Genomic DNA, 19,308 nt, shown 5'->3' on the forward strand with positions numbered 1-19,308 from the left:
CCGATGGCTACCACTGCGCAACTGCGGGCCGCGCTGGCGGTACTGCACGCCGATACCGACGAAGCCGCCGAGCAGGCCCGTATTTCGGAAATGTCCGGAACAGATTCGGCCGGGGTAGAACATGCCCTGCTCGCCGGTTTGCTGTACCGCATGATGGGCGATGATCTGCGGCTCTCCCTGACCGGCGCCCCCGATCTCACCGCACTCGAGGAACGGGCCCGCGCCGCCGGGCCGGGCACCGTCACCGACGCCACCGACGACCTGGAACACCGCGAACAGCAGTGCGCCCAGGCACATTTCGAGGCGTACTGGCTCGCCCATCGGATCGCCGGCCTGCACTTCACCACCGTGCCCTCAGCCCCGGCATTGCAGGCGGCCGCACACACCGCCGAGGCCACCCGCACGCTGCTGCGCATCCATCGCGATCTGCTGCACGCGCCGGACGCCGGGCACCCGGCCTGGGAGGTGGTGATCGATCAGCTCGATCGAGCCCGCGCCCTGGCCTCGGCTGCATATGCGGACACTCAGCCTTCCGACGCGTGGCCCTCGGACGCCGGCGCGGAAGTGTCGGAGACCGGTGTCGACCGCAGCACCGAATGCCGCACACCGTAGGTGAAGTAGACGACCAACCCGATCACCATCCAGATCACGAATCGCAGCCAGGTCTCCACCGACAGATTCAGCATCAGCCACAGGCATGCGAGCACGCCGAGAATCGGGAGCAACGGCACCAGCGGAACGCGGAATCCGCGCGGCAGATCGGGGCGGGTGCGCCGCAGGATCAGCACGCCGATCGACACCAGCACGAAGGCGAACAGCGTGCCGATGTTGACCATTTCCTCGAGCGTGCCGAACTGCACGAATCCGGCCAGTACGGCACAGACCGTGCCGACGCCGATGGTGAGCGCGGCCGGAGTGCCGAAGCGCCCGGTCCGGGCCAGACGACGCGGGAGCAAGCCATCGCGCGACATCGCGAACAACACGCGGGTTTGGCCCAGATACAGCACCATCACCACGGTGGTCAGACCGGCCAGCGCGCCGACGGAGATGATGTTCTTGGCCCAGGTGACCCCGTGCAGTTTGAACGCGGTGGCGAGGGTGGCGTCGTTGCCGGCGAGGTCGGTGTAGGGCACCATGCCGGTCAGCACCAGCGTCACGGCCACATACAGGATGGTGCAGATCAACAGCGAGCCGAGGATTCCGCGCGGCACATTGCGCTGTGGATTCTTCGTCTCCTCCGCGGTGGTGGCCACGACATCGAATCCGATGAACGCGAAGAACACCAGGCTGGCCGCGGCCAGCAGTCCGTACCACCCGAAGTTGCTGTCACCGGCGCCGGTCAGCCATTGGAACAGCGTCTGGTGCAGGCCCTCCCCGGTGCTGCTGGGCTGAGACGGCGGAATGTAGGGCTTCAGATTCGACGGCTTGAAATAGGCCAGCCCCACCACGATCACCACGGCGATCACCGACAGTTTGATCGCGACCGCGATCGCGGACACCCGCGACGACACCTTGGTGCCCACCACGAGCAGCACCATCAGGACGACGATCAACAGGGCTGCGCCCCAATCGAATTCGACGGAGCCGATATGCAGGATCGGTGAGCGCGAACCCATCACCTCGCCCAGATACTGGGACCAGCCCTTCGCGACAACCGATGCGGCGAGGGCGAATTCGAGGATCAGGTCCCAGCCGATGATCCATGCCGCCAGCTCACCGAAGGTCGCGTACGAGAAGGTGTAGGCACTGCCAGCGACCGGGACGGTGGAGGCGAATTCGGCGTAACACAGCGCGGTGAGACCGCAGGCGATGGCGGCGAAGACGAAGGCCAGCGAGACCGACGGCCCCGCCACATTGCCGGCCGTGCGGGCGGTCAGCGTGAAGATGCCCGCGCCGACGACGACGGCGACGCCGAAGACGGTGAGATCCCAGGCGGTCAGATCCTTGCGGAGTTTGGAATCGGGTTCATCGGTATCCCGGATCGATTGTTCGACCGATTTGGTTCGTAGCAGTCCACCCCACCGGGGGTTCGGCACCGATCCGGCCGTGTCCTGCGTTGGCGTCGGCTCAGCCACACCCGTCTCCTCCGTTGTCACCGTTCCCCCGTGACCCGCAGACAGCAACCTAACAGCACTCGGCAGTCAGTCGTCGCAACATGGTCGTGAAGGCCTTGCCCTCGGCCGATGCGGCCCAAACCGAGCGACCGAGAAAATAGTTACGGTAAGCGATCCGGGCATTGCGCACCTGCCGACGAGGCGGAATCGTAAGAAAGTAATCGATTTCGGACAATTCGTAGACGATGTGCACGAGTGGAAAGAGGTCCGGCAGGACCTCGCGCTCGACCCGGTGCAGCGGCCGGATCTCACCGTAACCTCGCAGGAACGCGGCGAGCTGTGCTGCCTGCACGCGGGCCGGGCCGCCCGCCGCGACCGAGAGCCAGTCGATCGCGAAGCGTTCGATCGCGGTGGCGATATCGAAGACGGCCACAGTCCGGTTCGCGAGACCGAAATCCAGGACGCTGGTGATCCCACCGTCCGACCAGAGCAGATTCGTGCCGTGCCAATCGTTGTGGGTCCACAGCGCGGGCAGGGTCGCTACCGCGGCGGCCGGCTTGGATCCGGCGGGAAATGCGGCATCTGTCGAGCGCGGCGGCAGTCCGGCCTGCGCCCGCGTCGCGTCCGGGTGTTGCCCGGCCAGGAAGCGGCCGACCACCGGACGGGCGGCGACGTAACGGTCGACGGCGGCGTCCGGATCGGTGCACAACCCGGCCACCAGCGGATGCGGCGGGCGCTCCGGTGCGTCGAATCCCACCGCGGCGAGATGCAGGCGCGCGAGCATCGCCCCGGCCGCGGCCGCATCGGCCACCGAGTGATAGGGACTCCACGAGAAGTCGTCGCGGTACCGGTCCTCGCCCGCCCCGAGTTCCTGGATTTCGTAGGTGAACTCACCGTGCTCTGCCGTGCGCACCCGCGGGATCGGGATGCCTTGTACACGAAGGTGATTCATGAAGGCGTGCTCGGGGGCGAGCGTCGCCGGATCACGCAGGGCAGACGGCATCCGCTTCACCACGACCCGCGTTCCGTCGCTCAGCCGCACCCGAGCCGTGGACGACAGCGGACGCCGGCTGCGCCATTCGATCACGGGTGCCGCCCCCGCGAACAGGGGTTTCAGTTCGCCGGGAGTCAGCGGCGAGAAAGCCGGTGCGGTCAGCCCACTTTCGCCCATCGCGAAGACCTGCTCCGACGCGGACTCGTCTCCCGCCCTCGCGGGATCGTCCGAACCCCCGGCGGGCGCCACGGGCCGGGAGGTCACACGGCCGCCCTGATCAGGACGTACGCTCCCGCTCGGCCCGGTCGGGCACACGCTCCAGACGGGCCAGCACACCGGTACACGCGGCCGCGGCCAGGAACGAGTACAGCGACGCGGAGGACCACCAGCCCGGGTGCACACCGACGATGTCCTGTACCCGCAGCCAGATCCGCGCCCACCAATTCACCGACCCCGGATTGAGAACCTGGTACACCACGAAGCCCAGCAACCACGGCAGCAGCAGCAGCGGTCGGGCCGGAGCGGTTTCGGACAGATCCCATCCGCGGCGGCCACGACCGAAGAAGTAGTCGACCACCAGCACCGCACAGAGCGGTACGAACACCGATCCGATCAGCAGCAGGAAATTCGAGAATCCGGTGAAGTCGTGCACGCCCATCGCCAGCACGGTCGCGAGCGCACCCACCGCCGCGGCCAGGAGGCGCCGATCCACGCGCGGCAACAGATTCTGCAGCGACATCGCGGTGGAATACACATTGGCGAACGACTGATCCGATTCCCGCAGCACGAGCACCGCGAAGAACAGCCATCCGGCCGCGACGCCGAGGAAGGTGTCGAAGATCCGGTCCGGATCGCCGCCGGCCTGCAGCAGCGCGACGATGCCGAGCAGATAACACCAGGTCTGCGCGATCGAATAGCCGACCATCGTGGCCCCGGTGGCGGCGCGGGCGCCGCGGGCGTGCCGGGTGTAGTCGGCGGCCAGCGGCACGAACGACACCGCCACCGCCAGCGCGGTGTCCACGCCGGGGAAGAATCCGCTCCACGAGGTGCCCGTCACCGGTGGCAGCGGTTGGCGCAGGAACTGAATCGTGAACCAGCCCATGGCCACCGCCACCGCGACCGTCACGTACTTGCGCAGAATGTGCAGCACGTTCAACGGCCAGATCGCCATCGCGGTACACAGCACACCGGCGCCGATGATCACCGCGCCGTGCGGCAACTTCCCGTGCGTGAGGGCCGCGACCCCGCCCGCGATCACGGTCAGCTCGAACACACCCCATCCGATGCACTGCACGATGTTGGCGACAGTCGGCACATACGACAGCCGGGTGCCGAACAATCCGCGGAAGTTCGCCATCGCCGGCGCGCCCGTGCGCGCGCCGACCGCGCCGGCGGCCGCCACCATCGCGGTGCCCAGCACGGTGCCCACCGCGGTGGCGAGCACGGCCGCCGCGACCGGCAACTGCGGATGGCCGGTCGGCTGCAGTACGTAGAAGGCACCGGTGAACCCGATCAGGCTCACCCCGAGATTGGCCCAGAACGCGGCCTGGTCCCCGAAGGACAGGGTGCGTGGCGGCGCGGTGGTCAGCAGCAGCGGGGCCTCGGCCGAGCGGTCTCCCGGCTGCTCGGGCAGAGTCGTCATAGCGGCATTCATGCTATCGGTGTCCCCGGTGGAAATTCGCCCCCAGCTTCGTTCCGGCGCGCGGAGTCGGTAACCTCGTCCCGGATGGTTAGCGTCTCCACATCCGCCCGGCCGCTGCCGGAGCCTCGCATGCCGGGAGCCCACCGCATCGGTCGGCTCGTCTGGCTGGTTCCGGTACTGCTGGTCGCCCTGAGCGTGTTCTGGCTGTTGCGGCCCAGCTGGCCGCTGCTGCCGATCAAACGCGAATTCATCGACCTCCAGGTGTATCGCCTGGGCGTGCAGGCGATGTGGGACGGCGCCGATATGTACGGCAGCCTGCCCAAGACCACGCTCGGGATCAGCCTGCCGTTCATCTATCCGCCCTTCGCCGCGGTGGCACTGGGCCCGTTCGCGCTGCTGCCGTGGAATGCCGCGGCGATCAGTTTTTTCGTGGTTTCCACGCTGGCGCTGGCGATCACGCTCTATCTGGTGGCACGCCGGGTCTGGGGCAGTGGCGGCACCGAGGTGGTGCTGTGGGCGAGCGCCTGTGCGATTCCGCTGGGCATGCTGCTGGAACCGGTGCATTCGACACTGGATTTCGGACAGGTCAATCTGCTGCTGATGGTGCTGGTCGCGGCGGACTGCCTGCCCAAACGCACCCGCTGGCCGCGCGGCATGCTGGTCGGCATCGCCGCGGCGATCAAACTGACACCGGCCGCGTTCGTCCTCTATTTCCTGGTGCGGCGTGACTATCGTTCGGCGATCACCGCGGCGATCACCGGTGCCGTCGCGAGCGGTATCGCCTTCGCCGTGATGCCGCACGAATCGGTGAAGTACTGGTTCGGCGGGATGGGCAACGTCTCCGGGCTCAGCGGTTCGGCCTTCCGGACCAATCAATCGATCCAGGGCGTGCTGTCGCGCTTCCAGGTCCCCGAACCGGCCTTCACCGCCCTGTGGGCGCTGTTGAGTCTGGCGCTGCTGGTGCTGGTGGTGGCGGCGATGCGGCGCGCGGTCGCCGATCCGGCGCTGGCCCTGGCCTTCAACGCCGTGTTCACACTGCTGGTTTCGCCGATTTCATGGTCGCACCACTGGGTCTGGATCGCGCCGGGCCTGCTGGCCGCCGTCGGTGTGGCGACTCGGCTGCCGCGCCGGCCGGCGATGATCTGGTACGCGATCATCCTCGCGACCGCGGTCGTGTTCACCATCGGCCCGCAGAATTGGGAACCCGGCGACGACAACCGTGAACTGGCCTGGACGCCGTGGCAGCATCTGGTCGGCGACACCTATGTGTGGCTGAGCGTGCTGCTGGTCGCCCTGTACGTCGCCACGGGACCGCGGCCCACGACGCAGGAACCGCTGTTGCCCGCGTCGCTGCGTTCGCTGCGGACCAAGGTGCCCACCGAGTCCTGAGCCGACACGCCAGGCGCAATCGATCGGTAAATCTGCGGGGCACCGTCCGCCAGCTGCGACCCGGTGACGGCGACACACCATCGGTGATTCCACAACACCCCGGTCACGCCGTATTTCCGTCGTACCGTAGATAAATATGGACGACAACACGCCGACCGCGGAAGGTGACGCCACCCGCCCGGATCGGCAGCTGATCCAGCGGCGAGAGCAAGCGTGGAGCAACTACCAGCGGGCCTGCGCCGAACTCGCCGGTACCCGGATCCGCGCCAATCTCGACGGATGGAAACGCTGGCTGCGCATCCTGCCGGGCGCGGCGGTCGATCAGGCCGAACGCCGCCGCGACGAGATCCGCGCCGAACTGGCCCGCCATTGCGTCGGGGCCGACGATCATGCGTGGGGCGTGTTGTCGGGCGGCGACACCGGAACCTTCGGCGGCTGTTTCGGACTCGAGCACACCATCGGTCAGCTGGCCGAGCTCTACGGCAAGACCGATTCGCACTGGGTGCGCGCACTGCGCGAGACGGCCCGCCGGACCACCGACATCCGGCCGCTCGCCGCCGACGGGGACCGTTCGGCCGTCAGCGACCTCACCGAGCGTGTGGTGCAAGCCGTCCGCATGGCGCCCGACGACGAGGCCCGGCGCCGGCTCACCGTCCACCTGCCCGGGGAGGTGCGGCCGGTGCCCGCGGATCCGGCGGCGCTGGCCGAGAAGCAGGGACCGGCAGCGGTCCAGTTCGACATCTATGCGAGCACGATCAAACTCGATCACATCGACGTGATCCCACCGCTGCGCCGGATGGGCCTGGGCACCGCGACGCTGCGCCATCTGTGCCGGACCGCCGACGCGCACGGTATGCATATCGTCGCGCAGCTGGTGCCCACCTTCCGCGACGACGATTCGGCGGTCCCGATTCTGGCGCGCTGGTTCCGCGAACAGGGTTTCGAGGTGACCGAACGGCTGGGCGGGCGGGTCGTACGGGCCCCCGCCAGCATTTCCTAGCCGGCCATCGCGATCACCGGCCCGCGTCGATCACCGTGCGCGCGTGAGGAATTCACCGATCGCCGGAGCGAGTTCGGCGGCGACCGGATCGTTGCTCACGCCGGGCAGCTCCCGCAATTCGGCATTCGGGAGTACCTCGGCCATCCTCTTGGCTCCCTTGGTCAGCGCCGGCGCGGAACGATCGCCGATCAGCAGCAACGTCGGCTGGGTGAGCATGGCCCAATCCTCCGGCTGGATGGTCTCAGCGCGCGAAAACGGTTTCAGCACAGCGAAATCGTGGGCCGTCGAATCGGCGGTGGCGACCAGCTTCTTCCACACCGACGACATCCGCATCACCGCGACGACCAGGCCCGGCACGCCCATCACCTTGGTCATGTAGTACCGGACCGCACCGCCGCGCTTACCCGCCGCGATGCGCTGGCGCAGCTTCTCCTCCGCGTCCTTGGGCGGCACGTGATCCTTCGGATCGACCACGAACGGCGGTTCGAAGGCGACGACGTCGGTGACCCCGGTGATCGCGCCCGAACGTGCGGCCAGCAGCGCCAGTATCGCGCCCGAACCCCAGCCGAACAGCGCGGCCGATCCGCCCTCGGCCTCGACCAGCGCGCGAATGTCGGCGATCTCGTTGGCGCTGTCGTAGACACCCGGGGAGTCCGCGCTGTCGCCGCGTCCGCGCCGGTCGTAGTTGAGCACGCGCAGGCCGTAGTTCTCGGCCAGCGCCTGCGCCAGCTCGACGGTGTTGGGGACCTGCCGATAACCGAACGCGCCGCTGATCAGCACGACGGTTCCCGCACTGCCGGAACCGATCCGGTCGAAGGCGATGGTGGTGCCGTCCTGCGACGTCACGGTCTGCATGTCCTACTCCTTCGCGGGCCGGGGTTCGGTTCGAAAGTACGCGATGGGTTCGCGAGCACCGCCGGGGCCGGTCGGTAGGCTCGCACGGACAGTATTCACGGGCGAGGGGGTGCAGTGGTGACGATCATCGCCGGACCGCACGGACTGCCGCGCATCAGCGGATTTCCGAGTTCGGATTTCGATCCCGGCTCGGACAAGTGGTCGGGTGTCGCCATCGGCGAGGATCGCATCCGGGCGCTGGCCATCGGCGCGTACTACGGCCGCAGCTGGAGCTCCTACAACGACACCGTCGCCTTCCAGCCCGAACATCCCGGAAGTTCGGAGACCCGGCGCGAATCCACCATCGAGGGCCTGCACGAGTCGTGGGGTGTCGACAACGCCGAGGATGCGCGCGACACCATCGGCCGGCTGCTGAGCGGGATGCATGCCCCGCTGTTCGCGATGGTGCATCCGCTGGCCACCGCGGCCGCGCAGGACACCACCCGCGTCGACCGCACCGGCCTCGCCGACAGCCACCGCGAATTCCTGCACACCGTGTCCGAGGTGCGCGGCTATCGCGGTGTCAACGGCATCGACCGCGACTACGACGCCTGGTTGCAGGCCATCAAATTCGGCATCGTCGACCGGCTGCCGCAACCGCTGAACACCGACGCCACCGCCTGGGACCTCTCCCGCATCGTGTTCATCGCCCGGGCCGCGCACACCGCCGGATATCTGGACGAGGACGAGGCGTGGACCCTGCTGGGCCGCGCGCTCGCCAAAGCCCAGCAGCACTACCGCAATTGGCGGCAGTTCGCGGCCGGCTTCCTCACCGGCGCCATCTTCTGGGCGGCCACCCAGGACCTCGCCGCGGCCAAGGAGCAGGTCGACGAGCGCCGCTGGATGATTCGCGGACTGCTGATGCGCCCGTCGAGTCCGTGGCGGCGGGTGGCGCTGCATCCGGGCGCGCCGGTGTTCGGCCTCTCCCCGTTCCACTGACGGGCGGTTACTGCGGCATCGCGCGCAGAATGCCGACGCCCTCCCATTTGAACTGCTCGGTGTCGACCATGCCGAGTTTGCGCCGCTCCACCAGCAACTGCCATTCGCCGAACAGATCCAGCGAGGACGGGCGCGCCATCACGATCGAGCCGTCGACATGTTCGATCTCGCAGGCCAGCCGCACGGCGCCGTCGACGCGCAGCAGATCCTCGGCCTCGGTGGAGACGAATTCCAGATCCGTATTGCCATCCGAAATGCGCAGCGTCGCCACCGATCCGGGCGGCGCCGCGACATCCGTGCGATCCAGCGCGGCCACCGGGAACTCGTAGGTAGCCCCGGCCGAGACGAACAGCAGCCGCAGGGTGGTGATCACGACCAGGCCCGGCGCACCGCGATGGCCGCACGGCGCGCATTCGAGGACGTATTCGTCCGGGCGGGCGTAGGCGTGCAGGGCCGCCAGCTCCCGCGCGCACAGTCCCGGTGTGCGCATCCGTTCGGCCGCACGCGACACATCGGGGCGGATCGGGCCGTACTGTCCCGGAACCGGCCGAGGCGGAGCCAGATTCGGCCGCTGCCGCACGATCCGCCGCATCTCGAGCAGATCGTCGCCGATCGCGCGGACGAGTGTGGCCGCCTGTGTGAACACCTCGGGTTCGAGGAAGATCGTCGCCGGATTGCGCCGGGTCGCAACGCCTTTGATCACATAGTCCGGCGCCCGGAAATACAGCAGGATCAGCAGGTCACCGCTGTCGGCTTCGGCGAGGCAAGCGTCGCGCAGATCGCAGACCCGCACATCCATGGCGACATCGTCGTCGACCCCCAGCGGTGTGGTGGTGATCCGCCCGTCGGCATATCTGACCGCGGTCCGACGCCCCCACACCTCCAGCACTGCCGCATCCTCCCCACTCCGACCCGGTGAGACCTCATCGGGGACGGATTCTACCGAGAGACCCCCCTCGTTCCGGGTATCCGGGGAATGCCGATCAGAGGTTACCGGCGAACATGCTCGCGAGTCCGGTGGCGGTCGCGACGGCGGCGCTGCCCGTGCTGAGTGCGGCGATGAGAAGTGCGATGATCACGGTCCCGACCTTTCGATATGGTGCATACGCTCGAAACGTACTGCGACCCAAGGGCCTTCACCAGGGTGCGGGCGGCATTCACGGCAACCTCCGTGCCGATTGACAGCACATTGCCAGCAAGGCCGGCGTTGCGGTGTGGCGCCCGGGATCGCGGCCCCGGCGCGACACGCGAACCGGATGAGCGTGTCCGGCCCGTGAACTGGAATGGCACACTGGCCGAATGCTCGGTGTACATCCGGAGACCACCGAAATCGCGGAGCCGACCGTCCCACGGCGGGTGATCCGCTATGCCGTGCGCTTCGCCTACCTGGCGGCCCTGGCCGTGGCCTTGATCACCGGAGCACTTCCCGGTGGCCGCGTCCAGGAGGCGGCGTGGATGATCGGCGGGGTCCTCGCCTTCACCATCGACCGGCCCTGGCGCCAGCACATCCGGGTACTGACCGACTGGCTGCCGCTGATCGCGGCGCTCATGGTCTACGACTACACCCGCGACCTCGCCGACAAACTCGGCATGCCGCTGCGCATGCACGAACTCGTCGACATCGACCGCTGGATGTTCGGCGGCACCCTGCCGACGATCTGGTTGCAGGACCATCTGGCCGGCGACGGTCAGCCCTGGTGGACGCCGATCATCGGTGTGGTCTACACGACCCACTTCATCCTGCCCTGGGCCGTCGCGGCGATCTTCTACGTCTACTCCCGGCCGCTGTGGGTCCGGTACATGCGCCGGATTCTGCTGCTGTCGTATCTGGCGCTGGTCACCTATGTGCTGGTGCCCGCGGCGCCGCCCTGGTTCGCCGGGCGCGAAGGGGCCATCCCGGAACACGTCCGCCGCATATCCGGTTTCGGGCTCGGCGTGGTCGATCCCAATGTGAGCGCGCAATGGCTCGAGGATCACGGCAACTACGTCGCGGCCGTGCCCTCGCTCCATACGGCGTTCTCGGTGCTGGTGGCCGCGACGCTGTGGCCGCTGACGCGGCAGTGGTGGCTGCGCGCGATCCTGGTGATCTACCCGTGCGCGATGGGCTTCACCCTCGTCTACGGCGGCGAGCACTGGGTCTTCGATGTGCTGCTCGGCGGCGTGTACACCGCGTTCACGATCCTGATCACCCGCGTGTGGGAGAACTGGCGGGCCGGCCGGGCACTGCTCGGTCCGCTCCCCGCGGTCGGTCGCGGTGAGGGGCCGGAGGCGGCGGTGCCCGCGACATCCGAGGCGGACGGAACCGGACCGGCCGTGGCGGTGCCGGCCGGTCCACTGAACGCGGCCGCGCCCCGCAAGGCCGACCGCACCTGACGAACCGGTCCGCCCGCACCCGCGCGGCCGCGACGAGCCGGGTGTGACGAGCGTCTCTCCGCTGTGCACCGCACGGAACCGCCGCAGGTGAGCACTCGTTTCTCGCGGCTATCAGTGCACTTCGGGACGGAAAATCGGGTGCTCGCGTGCGCGATGCACCGGAATACTTGCGCGGCACCGATGAGTTGAGTGGGTCACGGTCGTCAGGTCTGGTGTGGCGTTCGAGGCACTACAGGGGTGACTCGGCGTCGGTCAGACATTCCGCGTTCGCGACACCCGGAGGTACAGATGCCCGCCGAACCAGTCCATCGCCCGGCCGGACGAAGAACCCCCGCGGTGATCCGGCTGCTGGTCCTCGCGACCTTCGTGGTGATCCTCAACGAGACCATCATGATCAACGCGATCCCGCGCCTGATGACCGATCTGCACGTCACCGAGCGGTCCGCGCAGTGGGTGTCGACCGCGTTCATGCTCACGATGGCGGCCGTCATCCCCGTCACCGGATGGTTCCTGCAACGGGTCACCACGCGCCGCGCCTATGCGCTCGCGATGGGCATCTTCCTCGCCGGCACGCTCTTGTCGGCCGCGGCGCCGTCGTTCGCGATTCTGCTGGTCGGGCGCGTCGTGCAGGCCGGCGGCACCGCCGTGATGATGCCGCTGCTCATGACGACCCTGATGACCGTGGTGCCCGAACACGACCGCGGCCGCGTCATGGGTAACGTCACCCTCGCCATCTCGGTCGCTCCCGCCATGGGTCCGGTCATCTCCGGCCTGGTGCTCCAGATCGGTTCCTGGCGTTGGCTTTTCCTGCTGGTGTTGCCCATCGCCGGTGCGGTGACCTTCTTCGGCCTGCGCAAACTGGAGAACGTCGGCGAACCCGAGAGCGGTGCGATCGATTGGGCCAGTGTCGTTTTCGCGGCCCTGGGCTTCGGCAGCCTGGTCTACGGCCTCAGCCGGTTCGAGGTCGGCAACATCGTGATCCCGGCGCTGATCGTGGCGGCCGGTGTGGCCTTCATCGCGGTGTTCGCGGCCCGGCAGATTCGCCTGCAGCGCACCGGCTCTCCCCTGCTCGATCTGCGAATCCTGTTGTCCGGCACCTACACCAAGGCACTCGTGCTGATGGCGGTCGCCTTCCTGGCGATGATGGGCTCGATGATCCTGCTGCCGCTGTACCTGCAGAACCTACGGTCGCTCTCGCCGCTGGAAACCGGTCTGCTGGTGATGCCGGGCGGGTTGGCGATGGGCCTGCTGGGGCCCACGATCGGGCGGCTGTTCGACCGCTTCGGCGGGCGCATGCTGGTGATTCCCGGCGCGGTCGGCATCACCGCGGCCCTGGCCGGTTTCACCCGGATCTCGCTGACCATGCCGTACTGGCAGCTGCTGGCACTGCACATTCTGCTGATGGTGTCGCTGGCGGCGGCCTTCACCCCGGTCTTCACCCTCGGCCTGGGCGCGCTGCCGCAGCATCTGTACTCGCACGGCAGCTCGATGCTCGGCACCCTGCAGCAGGTGGCCGCGGCCTTCGGCACCGCCCTGGTGGTCACGGTGATGACCGCCCGCGCCACCACGCTCACCGACCGCGGGATCGAACCGCTCGTCGCCCATCTGTCGGGTATGCGGCTGGCCTTCGCGATATCCGCCGGCCTGGCGGTGATCGTGATCGTGATGGCGGTGCTGCTGCCCAATCGCTCGGCCTCGTCGGAAGCGGTCGTGCTCGATTCCGAGGATGTCGAGGACACCGAGATGGTCCGCGGCTGACCACGGACCGAAACGCCCGCGAGACAACCGGTCTCGCGGGCGTTGTCGTATTCAGCCGCGATCGGCGCCCGGACGAACCGGTATCGACACCGGACCCACGGTGAAGAACGAAGGCGTATAAGGGATTTCAGCGGGATCCACGGCGAGCGTCAGGTCCGGGAACCGCCGGTACAGGCTCGCCAGCCCCAGCCGGCCCTCGAGCCGGGCCAGCGGTGCGCCGATGCAGTAGCGCGGTCCGTGCCCGAATCCGAGGTGTGGCCGCGACAGGCGGGTGATGTCGAATTCGTCGGCGGTCTCACCGTGCTGCGCGGTGTCCACTCCGGTGGCTTGGTAGACGACGCCGACCGCGTTCCCCTTCGGAATCGGGACCCCGTCGATCGTCACATCCTGCAGTGTGAATCGGAAACTCGTCATCATCACCGAGTGCCGATAGCGCAGCGTTTCCTCCACCACATCGGCCCACCGATCCTCCGCCTTCACCAGGGCCAGCTGGTCGGGATGCCGGCCCAGCGCAACCACCGCGTTTCCGAGCAGGTAGACGGTGGTTTCGTGGCCGGCGATCAGCATCAGCCACAGCACGGCGACCAGTTCGTCGGTGGTGAGCCGGTCGCCCTCGTCGCGCGCCCGGACCAGATCGGAGGTCAGATCGTCACCGGGTTCGCGTTGTTTGCGTTCGACCAGCTCGTAGAGGTAGCCGCGCAGCGCCACCTGCGTCGAGAACGCCTCCTCGGCCGAAATCTCTTGCGACAGTGAGGTCAACGTCCACTGCCGCAGCTGCGCCCGCTCCGATTCGGGTACGCCGAACAGCTCGCTGATCACCGCCATCGGCAGCGCGTCGCAGAACGCGGGCACCAGATCGACCCGATCACCCGCGGCCGCCACACCGTCGAGCAGGCCGTCGATGATCGCCTGGATCCGCGGTTCCAGAGCCCGGACCCGGGCCGGCGTGAAGCCCTTGCCGACCAAGCCGCGCAAGCGCCGATGATCGGCGCCGTCCTTGGTCGACAGATGGTCGCCCTGCACGATCGCCCGGAACGGCCAGTCCTCGGGGATCGACCCGTCGTAGAGCGCGGGCCAGTGTTTCGGATCCCGGGCGAAGGTCTTGTTGTCGCCCGCGAGGATTTCCTCGACCGCCCGATGGGAGAGCGCGAGGTAGGCCGGAACGCCGCCCGGGAAGTCGACTTCGACCACGGGAGCGGTCTTGCGTAGGCGGAGGCAGGTATCGAGGGGACGTTCGTTCGCATCGGGAAAAGCAGGTCGGTTCGTCATCACGGAACCCTTCGACTGTCGACGTGACTGCGCACGCGCGGGATGAGACCTGTTGCCCGCGAAATCATCTCAGAGTCCCGCCGCGGACGGACCGGGTCGAGCACCAGCCGTGGGGAGAGTGTGCGCCGCGGCGCGATGGCGCGCACCTCGCCGCGAAGGCGACGCGGCAGCCGTCCCGAATTAGAACGTGTTCTATATTCCAGGGGACCGTTCCGGCCATCCTCGGGAGTTGACGACATGTACAAGTGGTCCGACGAAGATCTGATGCTTCGCGACGCCGTGCGCGGCTTCATCAAGAAGGAAATCGAACCGCATGTCGACCGGCTCGAGAGCGGCGCACTGCCGCCGTTCGACATCATCCGCAAGCTGTACGCCACCTTCGGCCTCGACGAGATGGCGCGCGAGGGGCTCGCGAAATCCCTGGCCCGCGAGGAAGCCGGAACGCCGGGCAAGTCCGGCGGGTTCAGCGGCTCCGGCAGTATGGGCGTCATCCTCAACAGCGAGCTGGCCGGAGTGAGCCTGGGCCTGGTCGCATCGATGGGCGTGAGCCTGGGCCTGGCCGTCGGCACCATTCGCAGCCGCGGCACCCTCGCACAGAAGAATCGCTGGCTGCCGGAGCTGGTGACGTTCGAGAAGGTCGGAGCCTGGGCGATCACCGAACCCGATTCCGGCTCCGACGCATTCGGCGGTATGAAGTCCTACGTCCGCCGCAACGGCGAGGACTACATCCTCAACGGCCGCAAAACCTTCATCACCAACGGCCCGTACGCCGACGTGACCGTCGTCTACGCCAAACTCGACGAGGAGGACGGCACCGACCGGCGCGACCGCAAGGTGCTGACCTTCGTCCTCGACAAGGGCATGCCCGGTTTCGTGCAGAGCGCGCCGTTCAAGAAGATGGGCATGAATTCATCGCCCACCGGCGAGCTGGTCTTCGACAACGTCCGCCTGACGCCCGACCGCCTGCTCGGCGAGACCGAGAATCCCGCCAAAGGCGACGGCAAGGACAGCGCGAAGGAATCCTTCGCCGCCGAACGCATCGGCATCGCCTCCCTGGCACTGGGGATCATCAACGAATGTCACCGGCTCTGTGTCGATTACGCGAAATCGCGCACCCTGTGGGGTAAGGAGATCGGCCACTTCCAGCTCATCCAGCTCAAGCTCGCCGAAGTGGAGATCGCCCGGATCAATGTGCAGAACATGGTCTTCAACGCCATCGAACGCACCGCCGCCGGCGAATCCGTCTCCCTCGCCGAGGCATCCGCGATGAAGCTCTACTCCTCCCGCGCCGCCACCGAAGTCGCCATGGAAGCCGTCCAGTTGTTCGGCGGCAACGGCTACATGGCCGAGTACAAGGTGGAACAGCTTGCGCGCGACGCGAAGTCGCTGATGATCTACGCGGGCAGCAACGAGATCCAGGTGACGCATATCGCCAAGGGTTTGTTGAACGGTTAGGCCGCAGGCCCCTGTCCGCGCCGGCCGATCCGTCCGGTTCAGATGCGCTGATCCGCGAGCTGCAATACCAGGCAGGCGACGGCCAGGGGCAGGAACAGCCCCACAGCCAGATAGAAGGTCTGGGCGTAGTCGGCGACGCGGACGTGGGTATAGGCCGCGCAGACGAAGTAGAGCACCAGGCCGATCGCGGCGGCCGTACCCACATACGGCACCCCGAGCACACCCAGCAGCAGCCCGGCCGCCCCCGCGAGTTTCAAGGTGCCGATCGGGAAGGTGAGCCACGACTGCGGAATTCCGGCGGTTTCCATCGCAGGCGCCAACGTGGCCATGACCGGGGCGAATCGGGTGACGGCAGCGGCCCCGGAGAAGGTGTTGGCGGCGATGGTGACGAGCATGACGGTCAGATAGGCGACATACATCAGAGCCTCGCTCGATCTAGAAGTATTACGACTTCCCAACTATATCGTTTTCATACGATACGAGATAGAGTGGATCCGTATCCGAGCAGTCGCCGTGGCGACGCTCTCATCCGAGCAGAGGACCACACATGTCCGATGACCTCTCCGTATCCGGAATCGACCCCACGACGGTCGATTTCGAGCAGCTCTACAGCGGCGCCGCCCTGGCCCCCGGCCTCCGCCTGGACAAACCACCGTGGGACATCGGCCGCCCCCAACCACTCCTCATCGCCGTGGAACGCGCCGGCCGGATCACCGGCCAGGTGCTCGACATCGGGTGCGGCCCGGGGGACACCGCCGTCCACCTGGCCGAACGCGGTTATCGAGTGACAGGTGTCGACATCGCCCCCACCGCGATCGACCAGGCCCGCACCCGCGCCGCGGGCCGCGACCTGCCGGTCACCTTCGCCGTCGCCGACGCCACCATCCTCGCGGGCTACGACAACCACTTCGACACGGTGGTGAGCAGCGCCCTCCTCCACTGCCTCTCCCCCACCCAGCGCCGCTCCCATATCGCCGCCCTCGCCCGAGTAACGAAGCCCGGCGGCCACCTCATCCAATTCAGCTTCGCCGCAACAGCACACGCGCACCTGTACGCGCCCTACCCGCTGTCCGAACCCGAACTGCGCAGCGAATTCACCACACCGGAGTGGAACATCACGACCCTGAGGCCGGAGTTCATCGAAGCAGTGAATCCGCCGGAGGTGATTCGAAAAGTGTTCGCTTCCAGTGGTTTTCATCCGGAGACGGACGAGACCGGTGGGCTCCGACTGCCCGTCCACCTACTGGAGGCTCAGCGGGTATAGCCGATCCGTTCGCCGACACCACGGCACCAAGGCGTAGTCCACGATCCGGCAGCCGCAGGATCGGATCGCGTGCGGGATCGTCGAACGCCCACTCACCCCCCACCACGGCACATCCGGTCGGCGCCCCGACGGCCTCACCGAACGACCGACCTCCGCCACCGGCCGCCCCCTATGGCACGCTCGATCGAGTTACCGGCGAGCATCGCCGATGCACGCCCACCACCAGGGCGCGCTCGGTCAGCTTCCCGGCGGGCCATCGCCGGAGGCCCGAAGTGGTCGGAGGACCATCAGCGAGCCGAACGACTCTCGCGAGCAACGGAATCCAGTCGGGGCAGCCGAGATGACTCCCGGCTGCCATGTCGCCCCTCGCTCAGTGGAAGTCCCGAGTCATCTGTTCGATCACCCGGCCACCACCTCAGGTGGGAGACCGCAATGGTCGAAGGGCCATCGGGCCCGAGGCGACGAATTATCCCCTTCTCCAGCGACTCTCGTGAGCAGCGGAGCCGGGCCGAGGCAGCCGAGACGACTCCCGCTGCCATGCCGAACCCCCGCTCAGTGAGCGTCCCGGGCCGCCTGTTCGATCACCCCGGCCACCACATCGGGGTGGGAGACCGCGACGGAGTGCGATGCGGCTACCTCGGTGACATGGGCGTGGGCGCGTTCGGCCATGAAGCGCTGGGCCGCGACCGGGATGTTCTTGTCCTCGGTCGTGATCACGTCCCAGCTGGGCTTCTCGGTCCACGCTGCGACCGTGGCCTTCTCCTCGAGTGCGGACTGCGCGATCGGCCGTTGGGTCGTCGCCATCAGGGCGGCGCGGTTCTGGGTGACGTCGGCGGCGAACTGGTCGCGGAACTTGTCCCGCTGGATGTAGAGGTCGGTGCCGGTGCCGCCGTCGATGTTCGTGACCGGCACCGGATTCACTGTGCCCGGCAAAGTGGATCCCGGAAACTGATTGGTCAGCCCGAGTGCCGTCTCCCCCGGCGCCGGCAGGAACGCCGCCACATAGACCAGCCCCTTGACCTGATCATTCCCGGCACCCGCCGCGCTGATCACCGATCCACCATAGGAATGCCCGACCAGAATCACGGGCCCGTTGATATGGCTGATCAAGCCACGCAAACCGGTGGCGTCCGCCGCAGGCCCGCGCAGCGGATTCGCCGCGGCGACAACCGGATAGTGGTCACCGCGCAGCTTCTCGATGACATCGTCCCAGCTGGAGGCGTCCGCGAACGCGCCGTGCTCCAGCACGATCGTCGGCTTCGGCGCATCCTCGCCGGGCCCTGCCTGGGACGTCGTTTCGGCAGCGCAGGCAACGGCCACACTCCCCGCGACGGCAACCGCCGCGACCGCCGAAACCGTGCGGACAACGCGCCGCCGCGTGCGGCCACGTCCGACTACGACCATGTGATTACGCCCTTCGAACAAGTGGTGCGGATACGGGTTCCACTGTGCGAGGCGGGCCCGTAGCCAGGCATCCGTCAGATGACGCTGTCGGCGACGTAATCGGTGCCGACGCGAGCGATTACGTCGTCATCAGCGTCATGCGACGGATGTCGCGACCGGATTCCCGCACGACAGTGAAGTTCTGTTCGTTCCCCACGGAGGAGAATCCGATGAGCAACCTTGCCGTCACGAAATCCGAACGCGCCGCCCTGATTCGGCTGTACCTCGGCCGCGGCGTCCTCGCCGTCGCATGGGCGGCCGTCTTCGCCACAGCACATGAAACCCTCGACGCCCTCGCCGTCGGCCTGCTGGTCGCCTACCCGTTGATCGACGCGGTCTCCTCGCTGATCGATTACAAGGCGACCGACGCCGGCCCCGACCGCCGCGTCACTGCCTGCAACGCCACGCTGAGCACGCTGGCCGCCGTCGCGGCCGGGACCGCAGCGATCGCCGGCGGCGTAGCCGCAATCCTCGCCACCTTCGGCGCGTGGGCGGTCCTCTCCGGTGCGGCCCAGGTAGCCGTCGGCCTGTACCGTCGCGGACCCGAACTCGGCAGACAGTGGCCGATGCTCATCGCCGGCGGCCTGTCGTTCCTTGTGGGCCTGTTCTACATCGGCCAATCTCTCGGTGGCGCACCTAGTTTGGACGTGCTGTCGGTCTACGCGACAGGTGGAGGCGTCTTCTTCATCGTCCAGGCCGGACTGCTCGCCTGGAAAGGACGTTCGACTTCGCTTGTCACCGGATGATCCTCCGCGACAGCGGCCACACCCTTGCCCACGTATCCGCAGCCGACGCCCCGGATACGTGGGCAGTGGTGCGCTCGGGTGCGGGCGG

17 protein-coding genes are annotated in these 19,308 nt (G+C 67.7%); 9 read left to right on the forward strand and 8 right to left on the reverse strand.

The window, feature by feature from the left end; genetic code table 11:
* Positions 1 to 3 precede the first annotated feature (3 nt).
* Positions 4 to 612 carry a hypothetical protein gene (locus IRT45_RS17240; protein ID WP_194806859.1) on the forward strand — a complete coding sequence of 203 codons (609 nt, stop codon included), beginning with the start codon at positions 4 to 6 and terminating at the stop codon, positions 610 to 612.
* Here the strand turns inward: IRT45_RS17240 and IRT45_RS17245 are convergent.
* From IRT45_RS17245 to IRT45_RS17255, 3 genes are all read right to left on the reverse strand, one after another.
* The gene (locus IRT45_RS17245; RefSeq protein WP_194806895.1) at positions 525 to 2,036 is read right to left on the reverse strand and encodes an amino acid permease; all 1,512 of its coding nucleotides are present in this window, start codon (positions 2,034 to 2,036) and stop codon (positions 525 to 527) included. The genes IRT45_RS17240 and IRT45_RS17245 overlap by 88 nt on opposite strands.
* An 88-nt stretch (positions 2,037 to 2,124) precedes the next feature.
* Positions 2,125 to 3,312 (reverse strand): phosphotransferase, encoded by a 1,188-nt coding sequence (locus tag IRT45_RS17250; protein WP_194806860.1) that lies wholly within the window; start codon positions 3,310 to 3,312, stop codon positions 2,125 to 2,127.
* A 13-nt stretch (positions 3,313 to 3,325) separates the two neighbouring features.
* Complete coding sequence (locus IRT45_RS17255; RefSeq protein WP_228534490.1) at positions 3,326 to 4,690, reverse strand: cytosine permease; 1,365 nt, start codon at positions 4,688 to 4,690, stop codon at positions 3,326 to 3,328.
* Positions 4,691 to 4,774: 84 nt separating this feature from the next.
* On the opposite strand from IRT45_RS17255, the gene IRT45_RS17260 reads away from it, so the two are divergent.
* Positions 4,775 to 6,079, forward strand: a complete 1,305-nt coding sequence (locus IRT45_RS17260) for a glycosyltransferase 87 family protein (RefSeq protein ID WP_228534491.1) — start codon at positions 4,775 to 4,777, stop codon at positions 6,077 to 6,079.
* Between the two features lie 136 nt (positions 6,080 to 6,215).
* A complete protein-coding gene (locus tag IRT45_RS17265; protein ID WP_194806862.1) occupies positions 6,216 to 7,079 on the forward strand; it encodes a hypothetical protein in 864 nt (287 codons plus the stop codon).
* Between the two features lie 30 nt (positions 7,080 to 7,109).
* Here the strand turns inward: IRT45_RS17265 and IRT45_RS17270 are convergent, their stop codons facing one another.
* The gene (locus IRT45_RS17270; protein WP_194806863.1) at positions 7,110 to 7,934 is read right to left on the reverse strand and encodes an alpha/beta fold hydrolase; all 825 of its coding nucleotides are present in this window, start codon (positions 7,932 to 7,934) and stop codon (positions 7,110 to 7,112) included.
* A gap of 117 nt (positions 7,935 to 8,051) precedes the next feature.
* Here IRT45_RS17270 and IRT45_RS17275 point away from each other — a divergent pair, with 117 nt between their 5' ends.
* Positions 8,052 to 8,912 carry a DUF1266 domain-containing protein gene (locus tag IRT45_RS17275; RefSeq protein WP_063064420.1) on the forward strand — a complete coding sequence of 287 codons (861 nt, stop codon included), beginning with the start codon at positions 8,052 to 8,054 and terminating at the stop codon, positions 8,910 to 8,912.
* A gap of 7 nt (positions 8,913 to 8,919) precedes the next feature.
* Here IRT45_RS17275 and IRT45_RS17280 read toward each other — a convergent pair whose 3' ends face one another.
* Complete coding sequence (locus IRT45_RS17280; protein ID WP_194806864.1) at positions 8,920 to 9,801, reverse strand: hypothetical protein; 882 nt, start codon at positions 9,799 to 9,801, stop codon at positions 8,920 to 8,922.
* Positions 9,802 to 10,211: 410 nt separating this feature from the next.
* Between IRT45_RS17280 and IRT45_RS17285 the strand changes: the two genes are divergently transcribed.
* Both IRT45_RS17285 and IRT45_RS17290 read left to right on the forward strand, forming a co-directional pair.
* A complete protein-coding gene (locus IRT45_RS17285; protein ID WP_228534492.1) occupies positions 10,212 to 11,285 on the forward strand; it encodes a phosphatase PAP2 family protein in 1,074 nt (357 codons plus the stop codon).
* A 288-nt stretch (positions 11,286 to 11,573) separates the two neighbouring features.
* Entirely contained in the window at positions 11,574 to 13,043 is a 1,470-nt protein-coding gene (locus IRT45_RS17290; protein ID WP_194806865.1) for an MDR family MFS transporter, read from the forward strand.
* A gap of 51 nt (positions 13,044 to 13,094) precedes the next feature.
* Here the strand turns inward: IRT45_RS17290 and IRT45_RS17295 are convergent, their stop codons facing one another.
* Positions 13,095 to 14,312 (reverse strand): cytochrome P450, encoded by a 1,218-nt coding sequence (locus tag IRT45_RS17295; RefSeq protein ID WP_194806866.1) that lies wholly within the window; start codon positions 14,310 to 14,312, stop codon positions 13,095 to 13,097.
* Positions 14,313 to 14,549: 237 nt separating this feature from the next.
* On the opposite strand from IRT45_RS17295, the gene IRT45_RS17300 reads away from it, so the two are divergent.
* Complete coding sequence (locus IRT45_RS17300; protein ID WP_194806867.1) at positions 14,550 to 15,767, forward strand: acyl-CoA dehydrogenase family protein; 1,218 nt, start codon at positions 14,550 to 14,552, stop codon at positions 15,765 to 15,767.
* A 38-nt stretch (positions 15,768 to 15,805) separates the two neighbouring features.
* Here the strand turns inward: IRT45_RS17300 and IRT45_RS17305 are convergent, their stop codons facing one another.
* Positions 15,806 to 16,186, reverse strand: coding sequence for a DoxX family protein (locus IRT45_RS17305; RefSeq protein ID WP_194806868.1), 381 nt, complete (start codon positions 16,184 to 16,186; stop codon positions 15,806 to 15,808).
* Between the two features lie 128 nt (positions 16,187 to 16,314).
* On the opposite strand from IRT45_RS17305, the gene IRT45_RS17310 reads away from it, so the two are divergent.
* The gene (locus IRT45_RS17310) at positions 16,315 to 17,031 is read left to right on the forward strand and encodes a class I SAM-dependent methyltransferase (RefSeq protein ID WP_194806869.1); all 717 of its coding nucleotides are present in this window, start codon (positions 16,315 to 16,317) and stop codon (positions 17,029 to 17,031) included.
* 552 nt (positions 17,032 to 17,583) lie between these two features.
* Here IRT45_RS17310 and IRT45_RS17315 read toward each other — a convergent pair.
* Positions 17,584 to 18,435 carry an alpha/beta fold hydrolase gene (locus tag IRT45_RS17315; protein ID WP_194806870.1) on the reverse strand — a complete coding sequence of 284 codons (852 nt, stop codon included), beginning with the start codon at positions 18,433 to 18,435 and terminating at the stop codon, positions 17,584 to 17,586.
* Positions 18,436 to 18,644: 209 nt separating this feature from the next.
* Between IRT45_RS17315 and IRT45_RS17320 the strand changes: the two genes are divergently transcribed.
* Entirely contained in the window at positions 18,645 to 19,220 is a 576-nt protein-coding gene (locus IRT45_RS17320; RefSeq protein WP_194806871.1) for a DUF308 domain-containing protein, read from the forward strand.
* The last annotated feature ends 88 nt before the right edge of the window (positions 19,221 to 19,308 follow it).

It is taken from the genome of Nocardia sp. BSTN01 (assembly GCF_015354405.1).
GTDB lineage: Bacteria > Actinomycetota > Actinomycetes > Mycobacteriales > Mycobacteriaceae > Nocardia.